16 protein-coding genes are annotated in these 16,869 nt (G+C 68.5%); 15 read left to right on the top strand and 1 reads right to left on the bottom strand.

Annotation, left to right across the window (positions count from 1 at the left end):
* Window positions 1-25: 25 nt before the first annotated feature.
* Entirely contained in the window at window positions 26-856 is an 831-nt protein-coding gene (locus ABDJ85_RS15225; RefSeq protein WP_347705720.1) for an outer membrane protein assembly factor BamD, read from the bottom strand.
* A 130-nt stretch (window positions 857-986) separates the two neighbouring features.
* On the opposite strand from ABDJ85_RS15225, the gene ABDJ85_RS15220 reads away from it, so the two are divergent.
* The 15 genes from ABDJ85_RS15220 (at window position 987) to hflK (ending at window position 16,862) form a co-directional block, all read left to right on the top strand.
* Entirely contained in the window at window positions 987-1,982 is a 996-nt protein-coding gene (locus ABDJ85_RS15220; protein ID WP_430765558.1) for an RluA family pseudouridine synthase, read from the top strand.
* 163 nt (window positions 1,983-2,145) lie between these two features.
* The gene (gene scpB, locus ABDJ85_RS15215; protein ID WP_347705638.1) at window positions 2,146-2,844 is read left to right on the top strand and encodes an SMC-Scp complex subunit ScpB; all 699 of its coding nucleotides are present in this window, start codon (window positions 2,146-2,148) and stop codon (window positions 2,842-2,844) included.
* Window positions 2,841-4,868, top strand: a complete 2,028-nt coding sequence (locus tag ABDJ85_RS15210; protein ID WP_347705637.1) for a pseudouridine synthase — start codon at window positions 2,841-2,843, stop codon at window positions 4,866-4,868. Before scpB ends, ABDJ85_RS15210 begins: the two co-directional genes overlap by 4 nt.
* Window positions 4,869-4,981: 113 nt before the next feature.
* A complete protein-coding gene (gene ndk / locus ABDJ85_RS15205; protein ID WP_347705636.1) occupies window positions 4,982-5,407 on the top strand; it encodes a nucleoside-diphosphate kinase in 426 nt (141 codons plus the stop codon).
* A gap of 26 nt (window positions 5,408-5,433) precedes the next feature.
* A complete protein-coding gene (gene rlmN, locus ABDJ85_RS15200; RefSeq protein ID WP_347705635.1) occupies window positions 5,434-6,618 on the top strand; it encodes a dual-specificity RNA methyltransferase RlmN in 1,185 nt (394 codons plus the stop codon).
* A 21-nt stretch (window positions 6,619-6,639) separates the two neighbouring features.
* On the top strand, window positions 6,640-7,428 hold the full coding sequence (pilW, locus tag ABDJ85_RS15195) for a type IV pilus biogenesis/stability protein PilW (RefSeq protein ID WP_347705634.1): 789 nt from the start codon (window positions 6,640-6,642) through the stop codon (window positions 7,426-7,428).
* A gap of 14 nt (window positions 7,429-7,442) precedes the next feature.
* Window positions 7,443-8,348: a helix-turn-helix domain-containing protein gene (locus ABDJ85_RS15190; protein ID WP_347705633.1), complete on the top strand. Its 906-nt coding sequence runs from the start codon at window positions 7,443-7,445 to the stop codon at window positions 8,346-8,348.
* Window positions 8,348-9,619 carry a flavodoxin-dependent (E)-4-hydroxy-3-methylbut-2-enyl-diphosphate synthase gene (gene ispG, locus ABDJ85_RS15185; RefSeq protein ID WP_347705632.1) on the top strand — a complete coding sequence of 424 codons (1,272 nt, stop codon included), beginning with the start codon at window positions 8,348-8,350 and terminating at the stop codon, window positions 9,617-9,619. Before ABDJ85_RS15190 ends, ispG begins: the two co-directional genes overlap by 1 nt.
* 28 nt (window positions 9,620-9,647) lie before the next feature.
* On the top strand, window positions 9,648-10,928 hold the full coding sequence (gene hisS, locus ABDJ85_RS15180; protein WP_347705719.1) for a histidine--tRNA ligase: 1,281 nt from the start codon (window positions 9,648-9,650) through the stop codon (window positions 10,926-10,928).
* 43 nt (window positions 10,929-10,971) lie between these two features.
* On the top strand, window positions 10,972-11,640 hold the full coding sequence (locus tag ABDJ85_RS15175; protein WP_347705631.1) for a YfgM family protein: 669 nt from the start codon (window positions 10,972-10,974) through the stop codon (window positions 11,638-11,640).
* Between the two features lie 14 nt (window positions 11,641-11,654).
* Window positions 11,655-12,782 (top strand): outer membrane protein assembly factor BamB, encoded by a 1,128-nt coding sequence (locus tag ABDJ85_RS15170; RefSeq protein WP_347705630.1) that lies wholly within the window; start codon window positions 11,655-11,657, stop codon window positions 12,780-12,782.
* Between the two features lie 13 nt (window positions 12,783-12,795).
* Window positions 12,796-14,127: a ribosome biogenesis GTPase Der gene (gene der, locus ABDJ85_RS15165; RefSeq protein WP_347705629.1), complete on the top strand. Its 1,332-nt coding sequence runs from the start codon at window positions 12,796-12,798 to the stop codon at window positions 14,125-14,127.
* A 72-nt stretch (window positions 14,128-14,199) separates the two neighbouring features.
* Entirely contained in the window at window positions 14,200-14,442 is a 243-nt protein-coding gene (gene hfq / locus ABDJ85_RS15160; protein WP_347705628.1) for an RNA chaperone Hfq, read from the top strand.
* Between the two features lie 6 nt (window positions 14,443-14,448).
* On the top strand, window positions 14,449-15,657 hold the full coding sequence (gene hflX, locus ABDJ85_RS15155) for a GTPase HflX (protein ID WP_430765555.1): 1,209 nt from the start codon (window positions 14,449-14,451) through the stop codon (window positions 15,655-15,657).
* A complete protein-coding gene (hflK, locus tag ABDJ85_RS15150; protein WP_347705627.1) occupies window positions 15,654-16,862 on the top strand; it encodes an FtsH protease activity modulator HflK in 1,209 nt (402 codons plus the stop codon). Before hflX ends, hflK begins: the two co-directional genes overlap by 4 nt.
* Window positions 16,863-16,869 lie beyond the last annotated feature (7 nt).

Genomic DNA, 16,869 nt, shown 5'->3' with positions numbered 1-16,869 from the left:
TGACAGCCGGCGAACCGCCAGCTGCCTACCAGACCTTCCACCAGGGTTTGTCGGCGGCGGCCTGGGCCTTGGCGGCCGGCTGGTCGCTGCCCCAGAACTTCCACCAGGGCTTGTCGCGGGCGTCAGGGCCGGCCAGGTAGACGCTTTCCGGGAAGCTCTTGGCCAGCACGCGGCGGGCGTCGTCGCGCAGTTGGGTCAGGCCCAGCTTGTCGTAGCTCTCGGCCATCAGGTAGAGCGCTTCTTCGACGGCCGGCGCCGTCTGGAACTCAAGCACGGCGCTCTGTGCACGCCCGGCCGCTGCCACATAGGCCTTGCGGTTGAAGTAGTAGCGCGCCACATGCACCTCGTAGGAGGCCAGGGTGTTGGTGATGAAGTTGATGCGCGTGACGGCGTCGGCCGCGTACTTGGACTCGGGGAACTGGTCCACCAACTGGCGGAAGGCCAGCAGGCCATCGCGCGCGGCTTGCTGGTCGCGCTCGGACACGTCTTGGCCCGCGATGCGGCCAAAGAGCCCCAGGTCTTCGTTGAAATTGACGATGCCCTTCATGTAGAGGGCGTAGTCGACCGCCGGGCTCGACGGGTTGAGTTTGATGAATCGGTCCAGCGTGGCCACGGCCTGCACGCGCTCGCCTTGCTTGTGCTGGGCCCAGGCCAGGTCCAGCGTCGCCTGCTGGCCGAGCACCGTGCCCGCCGCGCGGCTCTCCACCTTCTCCAGTCCCTTGATGGCCCGCTCCCAAGCGCCGTTGCTCAGGTCGCCCTTGGCCTCTGCATACAATTGATCCAGCGCTGCTTGAGAATTTGGATCGTCTTTGACGCTCGACCCGCAAGCGCTCAAGCCCAACACCACCAAGGCCATGAGGCCGGTCCGCCAGGTCCGCCAAGTTGCGCCGAAGGCGCGCGCGACCTGCTGTGCGTGGCTGGTGTTCATGGGAGTCTCGATCATCATTTCTCGGGCGGCGGAAGCGGCCGGTTTCCAGCTACGAACAATGGGCGGCGATTATAGGGACGGGGGTCTGCCCGACCCGACCGAGGCAGACGAGGATGCCAGCACCGACATCGAGAGCCGTGAGGCCTGGGTCGATGAGGCGGGCATGGGCGTGCGCCTGGACCGCTGGCTGACCCAACTGGCGCCGGAGTTCTCGCGCAACCACCTGCAGTCCTTGATCGAGCGCGGCGCCGTCCGTGTGGACGGGCAGCCGGCGCTCGTGGCCGCGCGCAAATTGCGCATCGGGCAGCAGGTGGCGGTGTCGCTGATCCCGACGGCGGAAAGCCAGGCCTTCCGGCCCGAGCCCATGGCGCTGCCCATCGTCTTCGAGGACGAGCACCTGCTGGTGGTGAACAAGCCCGCCGGCCTCGTTGTGCACCCAGCCGCAGGCAACTGGTCGGGCACGCTGATGAATGGCCTGCTGGCCCACCACGCGGGCGCCGCGCGGCTGCCGCGCGCTGGCATCGTGCACCGGCTCGACAAGGACACCAGCGGGCTGATGGTGGTGGGTAAGACCCTGGAGGCCGTGACTGAGCTGGTACGCCGCCTTGCCGTGCGCGAGGTGCACCGCGAGTACCTGGCGCTGGCCCACGGTGCCCTTGAAGGTGATGCCTTCAGCATCGACGCCCCGATCCGCCGTGACCCCGCCTCACGCATCAAGATGGCCATCGGCCCCGGTGGCCGTGAGGCGCGCACCGACGTCGAGCCCCTGGCCAGCTGCCAGATCGACGGGCGTTGGATCTCGGCCGTGCGGTGTCGGCTGCACACCGGGCGCACGCACCAGATCCGCGTGCACCTGGCCTCGCGCGGCCACCCACTGCTGGCCGATGCGGTCTACGGTGGCGCGCCCGCGCTGGGCCTTACCCGCCAGGCCCTGCATGCCGCGCGCTTGAGCTTCGCGCATCCCCACGCTGGCGCCTCCTGCAGCTTCGAGGCTCCCCTGCCCCCCGACCTGTCGGAGGCATGGTCTAGAATCTGCGATACCCGTGGGGACTGATGCTTGGCTGGTTCAGCCGCCTCCCCGTTGCGGATCACCCTATGGAATCGGGTGCCGCCCCCGCCCCACGCGCAGTGCTCCCCTACCCAGGCTGTCCAACGAGGCAGTCCTTCTGGCCCGTGCCGATGGCGCGGGCGCTTGAGCCCAAGGCTTTGACGAGTCGATGAACACCCAGGATGCCAAGCGCGTCCTCGAGACCGCGCTGATCTGTGCCACCCAGCCGCTGACGCTGCGTGACATGCGCAGCCTGTTCGCCGATGAATTGGGCGCCGACACCCTGCGCACCCTGCTCGACGAGCTGACGCGCGACTGGGAAGGCCGTGGCGTGGAGCTGGTGGCCCTGGCCTCGGGCTGGCGCTTCCAGAGCCGCCCCGAGATGCGCGAGTACCTGGACCGCCTGCATCCCGAGAAGCCGCCGCGCTACTCACGCGCCGTGCTCGAAACCCTGGCCATCATTGCCTACCGGCAGCCGGTCACCCGGGGCGACATCGAAGACATCCGCGGCGTCGTCGTGGCCAGCCAGATCATCAAGCAGCTCGAAGACCGTGGCTGGGTTGATGTCATCGGCCACCGCGAGACTCCGGGCCGGCCTGCGCTCTACGCCACCACGCGCAGCTTCCTCGACGACCTCGGTCTTGCCAGCCTGGAACAACTGCCCGCGCTCGATCTCGGCCACACCGCACCGGCGCTGGCCGAGGCGCTCGTAGACGCCGGCGTCCAGGCCTCACTGCTCGATGACACCGAGCCCCCGGCCGCTCCCGACACCACCCACCTTGACGCCGACAGCGCCGACCGCGCTGACAGCGCCCCCCCCGTGGCGCCTGCCACGCCCCTTCTTCCCCCCCCGTCCGAACCCGCATGAACGACAGTTCCGAACACGACGAAGGCGCCGCGTCCCCCGAGACCGCTGCCGAAGCGCCCGCGCCCAAGCGTCGCCGCGCTGCCAGCAGCGCTACCGAGGGCGCAGTCAGCGAAGGTGAAGCCGCAGCGCCTGTGAAGCGCGCGCGCCGCAAGCCGGCCGACGAGGCTGCAGCGGCATCGGCCGAAGCACCACCGGAGGTGGCGGGTGACGACGCCACCCCAGCGCCTCGCAAGCGCGCTGCCCGCAAAACGGCCGTGGCTGATGCCGCCCCGGCGGATGCCGTGGCTGCTGAACCCGCAGCACTGCCGCCCGCCGTGCTGGAGGCCGTGGAAGCGGTTGCCGCCGCGCGCGTGGCCCGCAATACGCCCGAGCCGCGCTTCTCGCTCGGGCCTGACGCCGCACCCGCCGAGGCCGGCGACGACCGCGACGGCGACGATGGTGACGACGGCGACGGGGATGCCGAAGGCGACGATGGCGATGACCGCAACGGCCGCCGCCGCAACCGCCGCCGCAACCGCCGTGAGCGCGCCGAACAGCGCGCAGCGGAAGGTGGCGTGGCGCCGAGCCCCAGCGCCGAACCGGCCGTGGCGCTGACGCCCGAGCTCGTCGAGGCAGCCGGCGCGCGCTTCTCCGACGTCATCAGCGGCGAGCTGGATGCCGAATCGGCCGTGCCCGATGCCGAGCCGCCCAAGCTCCTGGAACGTGACGACAACGCCGAGGACGCGGCGGACGCCGAGGGTGGCGACGCCAAGCGCGTGCTGGCCCCCGACGCTGACGCGCCCAAGCTGCAAAAGGTGCTGGCCCAGGCCGGCATCGCCTCGCGCCGCGACATCGAGCAATGGATTGCCGACGGCCGCATCGAGGTCAACGGCGAAGTGGCCCACGTCGGCCAGCGTGTGTCATTTGGCGACCAGGTCAAGGTCAATGGCAAGCCGGTGCGCTTCCGCATCAGCCCGCCCACGCCGCGCATCCTGGCCTATCACAAGCCCACCGGCGAGGTCTCGACCTTCCACGACCCCGAAGGCCGCCCCACGGTCTTCCGCACCTTGCCGCGCATCCAGGGCTGCAAGTGGCAGTCGGTCGGCCGGCTCGACATCAACACCGAAGGCCTGCTGCTCTTCACCAACTCCGGCGAGTTGGCCAACCAGCTGATGCACCCGCGCTTCGGGGTCGAGCGTGAGTACGCGGCCCGCGTGCTCGGGACCTTGAGTGACGAGCAACGCGCCAAGCTGCTGGAAGGCGTGAACATCGAAGGCCAGGTGGCCGCGTTCAAGGCCATCGTCGATGGCGGTGGCGAAGGCGCCAATCACTGGTACCGCGTCACCATCACCGAAGGCCGCAACCGCGAGGTGCGCAAGCTCTTCGAGACGGTTGGTCTGGCGGTGAGCCGCCTGATCCGCATCCGTTACGGCACCGTGGTGCTGCCGCGTGGCCTCAAGCGCGGCGTCTGGGTTGAGCTGGGTGACGACGATGTGCGCGTCATCCGCCGCCTGGCGGGCGGGCCGTCGCAGCACGGCCAGGGCCACGGTCAGGGCCAGGTGCAGCAGCATCAAGGCCAGAAGCACCGCGACGACAACAACAAGCCCGGCAAGCGCCGCGCCGACCGCAACGCCAACCAGGGGCCGCGCCCCAGCCGGCCGCCCGAGTCCGCGCGCCCGGATCGCGCAGAGCGCCCGTATGAGCCGCAGCAGCAACAGCAGCAGCGCGACCGCAGCCGCGACGATGAGGACGACGACTTCATCCCGCGCCACATCAACCCGTTGGAGCAGACCTTCGACCGGCGTCAGGCCACCACCAAGCAGCGCGGCTTCCCGCAGGGCTTTGGCGCTGGCGGCAGCAGTGAGCGCGATGCCGGCTGGAGCAAGCCCCAAAAGGGCGGTGGCCCGCGCGAGCCCGACCCGCTGCAGACCTCAGTCGGCTACATCGGCGGTGACGCCTACCTCCGCCGTGGTGGCGGCGGCGGCGGTGGTGGCCGAGGTGGCAAGGGCGGTGGTGGTGGAGGCGGCGGCCGAGGCCGGCGCTGAGCCATCCCGCGCGAGGGCAGGGCGGTCAATGACCGCCTGACACCTCGTGTTAACCCGCGCCGCTTACAATCGCGGGCTTTGTCCAATCCTTCCAAATCCAGGAGAACCCTTCCATGGCGATCGAACGCACCCTGTCCATCATCAAGCCCGATGCCGTGGCGAAGAATGTGATTGGCCAGATCTACGCCCGCTTCGAAGGCGCCGGCCTCAAGATTGCCGCCGCCAAGCTGGTGCACCTGTCGCGCGCCGACGCTGAAGCTTTCTACGCCGTCCACAAGGCTCGCCCCTTCTTCAATGACCTGGTGAGCTTCATGATCTCGGGCCCGGTGATGATCCAGGTCCTGGAAGGCGAGAACGCCATCCTGAAGAACCGTGAGCTGATGGGCGCCACCGACCCCAAGAAGGCCGAGAAGGGCACCATCCGCGCCGACTTCGCCGACAGCATCGATGCCAATGCCGTGCACGGCTCCGACGCTCCCGAGACTGCTGCCGTGGAAGTGGGTTTCTTCTTCCCCGGCATGAACGTCTACAGCCGCTGAGGCGGGCCCGCCAGGGCCTGGCATGCATGAACGCGGTCAACCTCCTCGGATTCGATCTGCAGGGCCTGGCCGCGTACTGCGAGCAACTGGGCGAGAAGAAATTTCGCGCCACCCAGCTCTTCCGCTGGATCCATCAAAAGGGCGCGTCGGACTTCGCTGAGATGTCCGACCTCGCCAAGAGCTTGCGTGACAAGCTCGCCGGCCGGGCCGTGATCCACGGCCTGCCGGTCATCTCCGAGCATGTCTCCGCCGACGGCACCATCAAGTGGCTGTTCGACGTGGGCGGCGGCAATGCGGTGGAGTCGGTGTTCATCCCTGAAGACGACCGTGGCACGCTGTGCGTGTCCTCGCAGGCCGGCTGTGCGGTCGGCTGCCGCTTCTGCTCGACCGGCCATCAGGGCTTCAGCCGCAACCTAGAAACCTGGGAGATCACCGCCCAGCTGTGGTTTGCCGAGCATGCGCTGCGCAAGCGTCTGAACATCTCAGAGCGCGTCATCAGCAATGTCGTGATGATGGGCATGGGCGAGCCGCTGCAGAACTACGACAACCTGGTCCCGTCGCTCAAGACGATGCTGGACGACCACGGCTATGGCTTGTCGCGCCGCCGGGTCACGGTGTCGACCTCGGGCGTCGTGCCCATGATCGACCGCCTGCGCGAAGACTGCCCGGTGGCGCTGGCCGTGTCCCTGCACGCGCCCACCGATGCACTGCGCGACCAGCTCGTGCCGCTGAACAAGAAGTACCCCATCGACGAGCTGCTGGCCGCCTGCCAGCGCTACCTGGCCGCCGCGCCGCGCGACTTCATCACCTTCGAGTACTGCATGCTCGACGGTGCCAATGACAGCCCCGAGCAGGCGGCCGAACTGGTGCGCCTGGTCAAGGGCGCGCGACCGCCAGCGCCGGGCCGCCCCAAGCAGGCGGACGCCGCCCCCTCGGGGGGCAAGGTGCCGGCCGGCGCCGGGGGCGCAGGGATCGCGTGCAAGTTGAACCTGATTCCCTTCAATCCCTTCCCGGCCTCAGGGTTGACCCGCAGCCCCAAGGCGCGGGTGCAAGCCTTTGCCGAAGTGCTGCTTGAAGCCGGTATCGTCACGACCGTGCGCAAGACCCGTGGCGACGATATCGACGCCGCCTGTGGTCAGCTCGCGGGCGAGGTGCAAGACCGCACCCGCGTCCACGTGCGGATGGTGCGCGCGCCCGTCAATCCTTCGTGATCGCCAACCCGAGCTGCAGCCATGTCACCACGCCTTGCCGTTCTGATCCTCAGCCTGTGTGCCGCTGCCGGTTTGGTTGCCTGCGGCGCGCCGGCGCAGAACCGCGAAGTGCGCACCGAGGTGGACCAGACCGATGGCGACCGCCGCGCCAATGTGCGCATGGACCTGGCCCAGGGCTACTTCGCCAGTGGGCAGTTCAACACGGCGCTGGACGAGCTCAAGCAAGCGCTGCTGATCAAGCCTGAGATGCGCGAGGCCGTGATCCTGCGCGGCCTGGTCTATGCGGCCATGGGCGAAACGCAGTTGGCCGAGGAGAGCTTCCGCCGCACCCTGGCGCTCTACCCTGGCGACCCGGATGCGCTGCACAACTACGGCTGGTTCTTGTGCCAGCAGCAGCGCTGGGCTGCGGCCGATGCGCAGTTTGAGCAGGCTCTGGCCCAGCCCAGCTACCGCGCCCCGCAGCGCAGCCTGCTGGCGCGCGGCGTGTGCGAGGCGCGCTCCGGGCGCATGAAGGCCGCTGAAGGCAGCCTCAGCCGCGCCTTCGAGCTGGATGCCGGCAACCCGGCCATCGCCGTCAACCTGGCCGAGGTGCTTTACCGCAATGGCGAGGCTGAGCGGGCGCGCTTCTACGTCAAGCGTGTCAATGCTTCGGCCGAGCTGGCCAACGCGCAGAGCTTGTGGTTGCAGCTGCGCATCGAACGGCGTCTGGGCAACACGGCCACGGTGGAGGACCTGGCCGAGCAGTTGCACAAGCGCTATCGCGGCACCCCCGAAACCCAGGCGCTCGACCTGGGCCGGTTTGACGACTGACACGCAGAGGGATCATGCAGACCACTTCGGCGGGAACTCTGACGGCTGGCGCCCTGCTGCGCCAGGCGCGGCAGCAGCGCGGCTTGCACATCGCGGCCCTGGCGGTGCAGCTCAAGGTGCCACAGAGCAAGCTTGAAGCCATCGAGTCGGACCGCTGGGACGACCTGCCCGACGCCACCTTCGCGCGGGCGCTGGCCACGTCCATGTGCCGTGCGCTCAAGATCGAGCCGGGCCCCGTGCTGGAGGTGATGCCGACCTGGCGCGACAAGCCCCTGGACGTGCCGACCGGCCTGAATACCCCCTTCCGCGAACGCGGTGTCAGCATCGAAGGCGCCAGCCAGTTGGCCAAGCCCATGGTGTGGGGGCCGGCGCTCATCCTGCTGCTGGCTGCGGCCGTGTATTTCTTCCCGGCCGAGTGGTGGCCGGGGCGCTCGGGCGCCAAGCCCGACACCACGCCCACCGGCGCGGTCCCGACACTGGTCGAGGCGCCGGTGGCGGCCAGCAGCGCCTTGGTGCCGCCGCCCGCGGTGGTCAATGCCGCCGAGGTCGTGGCGTCTGCGCCGGCGTTGCCAGTGGCTTCGGCGCCCTTGCGTGCGGTGCCGGTTGCCGAGCCCGTGGTGCTCGAAGCCAAAGTGGCGGCGGCGCCTACCGTGCCCGCCCAGGGCTCGGCGCCCGCCCCAGGCTCTGCGCCGCTGCGCCTCAGCGCCACCCAGGAGGCCTGGGCCGAGGTGGTGGACGCCAAGGGCCAGCTGCAGTTTTCCAAGACCCTGCGCGCGGGCGAAAGTGTTTCGCTCGACGTGCTGCCCCCCATCAAGCTGCGCCTGGGCAAGGCGCCCGTGACGCGCGTGAACTGGCGCCATGCCGACGTGGATCCGCAGGCCACGACCAAGGGTGATGTGGTGCGCCTGGAGTTGAATTGATGTCTGCCGATTTGAACCGCGAGATCCCGGGCGCTGCCCCTGCGCCGCGCCGCAGCCGCCAGGCCCGCGTGGTCTGGGGCAGCCGTGTCGTGACCATCGGCGGCGATGCGCCGGTGCGCGTGCAGTCGATGACCAACACCGACACGGTGGACGCCATCGGTACCGCCATCCAGGTCAAGGAGCTGGCCGTGGCGGGCTCCGAGATCGTGCGCATCACCGTCAACACGCCCGAAGCCGCTGAGCAGGTGCCCTACATCCGCGAGCAGTTGGATCGCATGGGCATCGACGTGCCCCTGGTGGGTGACTTCCACTACAACGGCCACCGCCTGCTGACCGACTACCCGGCCATGGCGCAGGCCCTGTCCAAGTACCGCATCAACCCCGGCAACGTGGGTAAGGGCGACAAGAAGGACCGCCAATTCGCGCAGATGGTCGAGGCCGCCTGCAAGTACGACAAGGTCGTGCGCATCGGCGTCAACTGGGGCAGCCTGGACCAGGAACTGCTTGCCCAGTTCATGGACGAGAACGCCGCCCGCGCCACGCCCTGGGACGCGCAGTCGGTGATGTACCAGGCCTTGGTCGAGTCCGCGCTCACCTCGGCCAGCTATGCGCGCGAGCTGGGGCTCAACCCCGACAACATCATCATTTCCTGCAAGGTCAGCGGCGTGCGCGACCTGGTCGCCGTTTACCGCGAGCTGGCGCGCCGCTGCGACTACGCGCTGCACCTGGGCCTGACCGAAGCCGGCATGGCAACCAAGGGCACGGTGGCGTCGAGCGTGGCGCTCGGCATCCTGCTGCAGGAGGGCATTGGCGACACCATCCGCGTCAGCCTGACGCCGCAGCCCGGCGAGTCGCGCACCCAGGAAGTGGTGGTGGCGTCCGAGATCCTGCAAAGCCTCGGCCTGCGCAGCTTCAACCCCAGCGTCACCGCCTGCCCGGGCTGCGGCCGCACCACCAGCACCACCTTCCAGGAGCTGGCCAAGCAGATCGACGATTTCCTGCGCGCCCAGATGCCGGTCTGGCGGGCCAAGTACCCGGGCGTCGAGAACCTCAAGGTGGCCGTGATGGGCTGCATCGTCAACGGCCCGGGTGAGAGCAAGCATGCCGACATCGGCATCAGCCTGCCCGGCACCGGCGAGGCCCCGGCCGCGCCCGTCTTCATCGACGGCGAGAAGGCCCTGACCCTGCGCGGCGAGAACATTGCCAGCGAGTTCCATGCGCTGGTCGAGAACTACATCGAGAAGCGCTTCGGCGCGACGGCGACCGCCTGACCCTGACCCCATGACCGAGATCAAGAAGTTGCAGCCGCTGCAGGCGGTGAAGGGCATGAACGACATCCTGCCGCCGGACTCGGCGCGCTGGGAGCGTCTTGAAGCCCAGATGCGCAGCGTGCTGCAGCGCTATGGCTATGCCAATGTGCGCACGCCCATCGTCGAGCCCACGGCCCTGTTCGTGCGCGGCATCGGTGAGGTGACCGACATCGTCGAGAAGGAGATGTACGCCTTCGAGGACAAGATGAACGGCGACCACCTCGCCCTGCGCCCCGAGGGCACGGCCGGCGTGGTGCGGGCCATGATCGAGCACAGCTTTCTGCGCGAGGGCGGCAAGCGGCTGTATTACTTCGGGGCCATGTTCCGCCACGAGCGGCCGCAAAAGGGCCGCTACCGCCAGTTCCACCAGATGGGCGTCGAGGCCTTGGGCTTTGCCGGCCCGGATGTGGACGCCGAGGTCATCCTGCTGGCGCGCACCTTGTGGCGCGAGCTGGGCCTGGTCGAGGGCCGCGACGTGACGCTGGAGCTCAACTGCCTGGGTCAGCCCGAGGAGCGCCGCGCGCACCGCGCCGCCCTGATCGCCTACCTGGAGCAGCACCAGGACGTGCTCGACGACGAGGCCAAGCGCCGCATGCACAGCAACCCGCTGCGCGTGCTCGACACCAAGAACCCCGCCATGCAAGCCATGGCCGAGGGCGCGCCCAAGCTGCTCGACTTCCTGGGCCCCGAGTCGCTGGCCCACTTCAACGGCGTGCGCGCGCTACTCGACGCTGTGGGCCTGGCCTACCGCCTTAACCCCCGCCTGGTGCGTGGGCTGGACTACTACAACCTCACCGTTTTCGAGTGGGTCACCGACAAGCTCGGTGCCCAGGGCACGGTGTGTGCCGGTGGCCGCTATGACGGCCTGATCGAGCAGCTTGGCGGCAAGGCCGCGCCGGCCGTGGGCTTTGGCCTGGGCATCGAGCGCATCTTGCTGCTGCTGGAGACCCTGGGCTTGGGCGCTGCCGAGCCGCAGGTCGACGCCTACGCCGTCGTGCCCGACCCGGCCGACCTGCCGCGCATCCTGCCGACGCTGGAGGCCCTGCGCGCCGCCGGCGTGGCGGTGCAGATGCACGCGGGCGGGGGCAGCTTCAAGAGCCAGTTCAAGAAGGCCGACGCCTCGGGCGCCCGCTTCGCCCTCGTCTTTGGCGGCGACGAACTCGCTCGTGGCGAGGTGGCCGTGAAGCCACTGCGCGAAGAAGGCGCCGCCCAGTCCATCCGAGCGCTTGCCGCCGTGGCCGACTGGGCCGCCGAGCTCCTCCCCGCATAATCCCTGTCCCGGCGCCTGGCGCCGATGCCTCACGCATTTCCCCATGGCCGCTCATCTCGATCTCGAAGAACAAGAACAACTGGAACAAGTCAAGGCGTTCTGGAAGCGCTGGGGCAACCTCATCACCTGGGTGATCACCCTGGCGCTGGCTTCCTACGCGGCCTGGCAGGGCTGGAATTGGTACGAGCGCGACCAGGCCAACCAGGCGGCCGCGATGTACGACGAATTCGAGCGTGCCGCGCAGGCCGGTGACGTGGACAAGGCGAGCGGCATCAGCAACGACCTGCGCAGCCGCTTCGCCAAGACAGGCTTCACCGCCCAGGCTGGCTTGCAGGCCGCCAAGCTGCAGTTTGAAAAGGGCAAGGCCGACGCCGCCCAGCAGAACCTGGAATGGGTCGCCGAGCACGGCAACCTGCCCGAGTACCGCGACCTGGCCCGGCTGCGCCTGGCCGGCGTGCTGATGGATGCCAAGAAGCTGGACGAAGCCGCCAAGGCCTTGGACGGTGTCACGGCGACCGAGTTTGCGGCCCTTGTGGCCGACCGCCGGGGCGACCTGGCCCTGCTGCAGAACAAGCCCGATGCGGCCCGCGAGCAGTTCCAGAAGGCGCTGGCCGGTCTTGAGAAGACCCAGGACTACCGCCGCCTCGTCGAGGCCAAGCTCGCGACGCTGGGCGTTGCCGTGCCTGAGGAAGCTGCCTCGGCGGCGAAATGAACCGGAAGCCGAGCATGAAGCGACTTCTTTCCATCGGTACGCTGGCCATCTCCCTGGGCCTGCTGGGCGGTTGCTCGTTGTTCGGCAAGGACAAAGACAAGCCCGCAGTGCTGGAGGCCGGCATTCCGTCCACCGGCGCCGTGCGCCTGGCCTGGAGCAGCAAGGGCGACAGCGTCAACTTCCCCCTGGGCATTGCCACGACCGGCGATCGCTTTGTGGTGGCGGGCGACGACGGCAGCCTGCACGCGCTGAACGCGACCGATGGCCGCGAGGCGTGGCGTGCCCACGCCGGCTCCAAGCTGACGGCCGGCGTGGGCAGCGACGGCCGCTTTGCCGCCGTCGTCAACCGCGACAACCAAGTCATCACCTTTGACGGCGGCAAGCGCCTTTGGGCCAAGGCCCTGCCCACGCCCGTGGTGGCGCCGCCCCTGGTGGCGGGTGAGCGCGTCTTTGTGCTGACCATTGACCGCCAGGTGCTGGCCTTCGACGCGTTGGACGGCCGCAAGATCTGGGAATACCGCCGCGCCGGTGACGCACTGACACTGGCCAAGCCTGGGGTGCTGGTTGCTTTCAAGGACACGCTGGTGGCCGGGCAGGGCGCCCGCCTCGTGGGGCTGGACCCCGTCAGCGGCCAGTTGCGCTGGGAGGCCACCGTCGCCCAGCCGCGCGGCACCAATGAGGTGGAGCGCCTGGCCGACCTCGTCGGGCCCGCGCTGCGCGTCGGCGACCTGATCTGCGCACGCGCCTTCCAGTTCGCCGTGGGCTGCGTGAATGCCGAGCGGGGCAGCTCGCTGTGGAATCGCAATGCGGGCGGCACCCAGGGTGTGGGCGGCGATGCTCAAATCATCGTGGGCGCCGACGCTTCGGACCGCATCTCGGCCTGGAAGTTGAGCAATGGCGACCTTGCCTGGTCGGCCGATCAGTTCATCCGCCGCCGCCTGGTGGAACCCGTCGTGATCGGCAAGCAGGTGCTGGTGGCCGACTACGAAGGCCAGGTCCATGTGCTGGACCGCGAGACCGGCAAGACCGTGCAGCGCGTGGCCACCGATGGCTCGCCCGCCGTGGCGGCCGCGCGCGTCGGCACCACCGCCCTGATCGCCACCCGCAACGGCGGCGTGTTCGCCTTCCAGGCGGCTCAATGAGGGTGGGGGCGGCATGAAGCCGGTCATCGCCCTGGTGGGCCGCCCCAACGTTGGCAAATCCACGCTGTTCAACCGGCTCACCAAGAGCCGGGATGCCATCGTGGCCGACTTCTCCGGGCTGACGCGCGACCGCCACTACGGCGACGGGCGCCTCGGCGACCACGAATACATCGTCATCGATACCGGCGGCTTCGAGCCTGACTCGACCACGGGCATCGTGAAAGAGATGGCCAAGCAGACCCGCCAGGCCGTGGCCGAGGCGGATGCGGTGGTCTTCGTCGTGGATGTGCGCCTCGGCCTCTCGGCCCAGGACCAGGACATCGCCCGCTTCCTGCGCCAGGCCAACAAGCGCGTTCACCTGGCGGTGAACAAGGCCGAGGGCATGAGCGAGTCGCCGCTGCTGGCCGAGTTCCATGAGCTGGGCATGGGCGAGCCTCACCCCATCTCGGCCGCCCACGGCCAGGGCATCCGCAGCTTGCTGGATGCCGTGCTGGAGCCCTTTGACGCCACCGAGCGCGACGAAGACGGCGCCGAGGATGGCGTGATCCGCCTCGCCGTGGCCGGCCGCCCCAATGTGGGCAAGAGCACGCTGATCAACACCTGGCTGGGCGAAGAGCGCCTGATCGCCTTCGACATGCCTGGCACCACCCGCGATGCGATCTCGGTGCCCTTCGAGCGCAATGGCCAGAAGTTCCAGCTGATCGACACCGCCGGCCTGCGCCGCAAGGGCAAGGTGTTCGAGGCGATCGAGAAGTTCTCGGTCGTCAAGACCTTGCAGGCCATTGCCGATGCGCACGTGGTGCTGCTGCTGCTCGACGCCACCCAGGGCGTGACCGATCAGGACGCCCACATCGCCGGCTATGTGCTGGATAGCGGCCGCGCGGTGGTGATCGCCGTCAACAAGTGGGACGCGGTGGACAGCTACCAGCGCGAGCAGCTGGAGCGCTCCATTGAGCACCGCCTCGCCTTCCTCAAATTCGCACCCCTGCATCACATCTCGGCACTCAAGCGCCAGGGCCTGGGCAAGCTGTGGGACTCCATGGCCGACGCCTATGCCTCGGCCTACCGCAAGATGACCACGCCGGTGCTGACGCGCCTGGTGCACGAGGCCGTGGAGCACCAGCAGCCCAAGCGCGCCGGGCTCTCGCGCCCCAAGCTGCGCTACGCCCACCAAGGCGGGCAGAACCCGCCCATCGTCGTGATCCACGGCAATGCGCTTGAGGGCGTCACCGAGGCCTACCGCCGCTACCTGGAGGGCCGCATCCGCGCCCACTACAAGCTGGTGGGCACGCCGCTCAAGATCGAGTTCAAGTCGCAGGCCAATCCCTTCAACGAAAAGCCCTGACCATGGACTGCGTTGGGGGCTGTGTTAAGGTCTAACCCGACCACCCCCCACCCACAAACTCGGAGCATACCGATGAGCAATAAAGGCCAACTTTTGCAGGATCCCTTTCTCAACCTGCTGCGCAAAGAGCACGTGCCCGTCTCGATCTACCTCGTGAACGGCATCAAGCTCCAAGGCCATATCGAGTCCTTCGACCAATATGTGGTCCTGCTGCGCAATACCGTGACGCAGATGGTCTACAAGCACGCCATCTCCACCGTCGTGCCCGGCCGTGCCGTCAACTTCCACGCGGGCGACGCGAACCCGGACGCCTGATCTCGCTTGGCCGCTCCCGAAGTCAACCCCGCGTCGCCGCCCTCCGAGGCGGCGCGCGCCATTCTTGTCGGCGTCGATTTCAGCTCCCGCGCTGCTAAGCAGGGGTTTGACGAGACCCTGGACGAGCTGGCGCTGCTGGCCGAGTCTGCCGGCGATTCGCCCGTGGCCCGCGTCGTGGCCCGCCGCCAGGCGCCTGATGCCGCACTGTTCGTCGGCTCCGGCAAGGTTGATGAGATCAAGCTGCTGGTGCAGGCCCATGGTGCGCACACCGTGCTGTTCGACCAGGCCATCTCGCCGGCGCAACAACGCAATCTCGAGCGCGCCCTCGGCGTCCCGGTGGCTGACCGCACGGCGCTGATCCTCGAAATCTTTGCCCGCCGCGCGCAGAGCCACGAGGGCAAGCTGCAAGTCGAGCTGGCCCGTCTGCAATACCTGGCCACGCGCCTGGTGCGCCGCTGGAGCCACCTGGAGCGCCAGAGCGGCGGCATCGGCATGCGCGGCGGCCCCGGTGAGGCCCAGATCGAGCTGGACCGCCGCATGATCGAAGACCGCATCAAGCAGGTGAAGGAGCGCCTCAAGCGCGTCCAGAAGCAGCGCAACACCCAGCGCCGCGCACGTGGCCGCAGCGGTGTGTTCCGCGTCTCCCTGGTGGGCTACACCAATGCCGGCAAGTCCACGCTCTTCAATGCCTTGACGAAGGCGCGCAGCTATGCGGCGGACCAGCTCTTCGCCACGCTGGACACCACCACCCGGTCCATGTACCTGGGCGAGGCCGGCGCCAGCGTGTCGCTGTCCGACACCGTGGGTTTCATCCGCGACCTCCCGCACAAGCTGGTCGAGGCCTTCCAGGCGACCCTGCAGGAAGCCGCCGATGCGGACCTGCTGCTGCACGTGGTCGATGCGGCGAGCCCGCAGCTTGACGAGCAGATGGTCGAAGTCCAGCGCGTGCTCCACGACATCGGTGCCGGTGACCTGCCGCAGCTGCTGGTCTACAACAAGCTGGACAGCCTGGACCCGGACCAGCGCCCGCGTGAGCTGGTCGATCAACTGCTGCGCGGCGACGGAGCTGCCGAGCCCACGCCGCGCGTGTTTGTCAGTGCCCTGACCGGCGAAGGCCTTGCCGAGCTGCGAGCTTTGATCGCAGAGGCCATGCAAGGCGCGCAGGCAGCCGCCGACGCCCCCGACCACGAAGCTCAACTCTCCATCCACGAATGAGCCGCACACTTTCTCCCAGCTGGTGGCAGCGCGCCGCCCAACGCCTGCTCAGCAATGGCCGTCAGGACGGCCCGCCCGACCTGGACGAGCTTTACCGCGACTTCAAGCGCAAGTTCGCCGGCCTCTTTGGCGGCAAGGGCGCGCCGCGCGGCAATGGCGGTGACATGCCGCCCGAGCTGAAAGGCGCCGGCATCGGTGTCGGCCTGATCGCCGGCGTGGTGCTGCTGGGCTGGCTGGGCAGTGGCTTCTTCATCGTGCAGGAAGGCCAGCAAGGCGTCATCACCTCGTTCGGCAAGTACAGCAAGACGGTGGAGGCGGGCTTCCAGTGGCGCCTGCCCTACCCGATGCAGCAGCATGAGATCGTCTCGGTCACGCGCCTGCAGCAGGTGGACGTTGGTCGCAACTCCATCGGTGCGGCCACCGGGCTGCGTGATTCCTCGATGCTGACCCAGGACGAGAACATCGTGGACGTGCGCTTCACCGTGCAGTACACGGTCAAGGACGCCCGCGACTTCCTCTACGAGAACCGCGACCCCGAGCAGGCCGTGATGCTGGCCGCCGAGTCCGCCGTGCGCGAGATCGTCGGCCGCAGCAAGATGGACGCGGTGCTCTACGAGCAGCGCGACCAGATCCCGATCGAGCTGGCCAAGTCCATCCAGGTTCAACTCGACCGGCTGAAGGCGGGCGTGCAGGTCAAGAACGTCAACGTGCAGAGCGTGCAGCCACCCGAGCAGGTGCAGGCCGCGTTTGAAGACGCGCTCAAGGCCAATGCCAACCGCGAGCAGCTGAAGAACGAGGCCGAGGCCTATGCCAACGACGTGATCCCCAAGGCACAGGGCAAGGCCTCGCGCCTGCGTGAAGAAGCCGAGGGCTACAAGTCCCGCGTGGTGGCGATGGCCGAGGGTGATGCGCAGCGTTTCAAGTCGGTGCTCACCGAGTACCAGAAGGCGCCCCAGGTCACCCGCGACCGCCTGTATCTGGACACGATGCAGCAGGTCTTCACGAACGTCAGCAAGGTGATGGTGGACAGCCGCAGTGGCTCCAACCTGCTCTACCTGCCGCTCGACAAGCTGATGCAGCAGGGCAATGGCAGCGTCACCGTGTCGCAGCCCCAGCCCGCCGCGCCGGCCGTTGCCGATCCCGCACCGACCCAAGATCTACGCTCCCGCGACGGCCAGCGCACGCGCGACCGTGAAGGCCGCTGAGCCGCGA

This window comes from Roseateles paludis, assembly GCF_039872745.1.
Lineage (GTDB): Bacteria > Pseudomonadota > Gammaproteobacteria > Burkholderiales > Burkholderiaceae_C > Pelomonas > Pelomonas paludis.
This window is presented reverse-complemented; position numbering and strand designations above follow the sequence as displayed.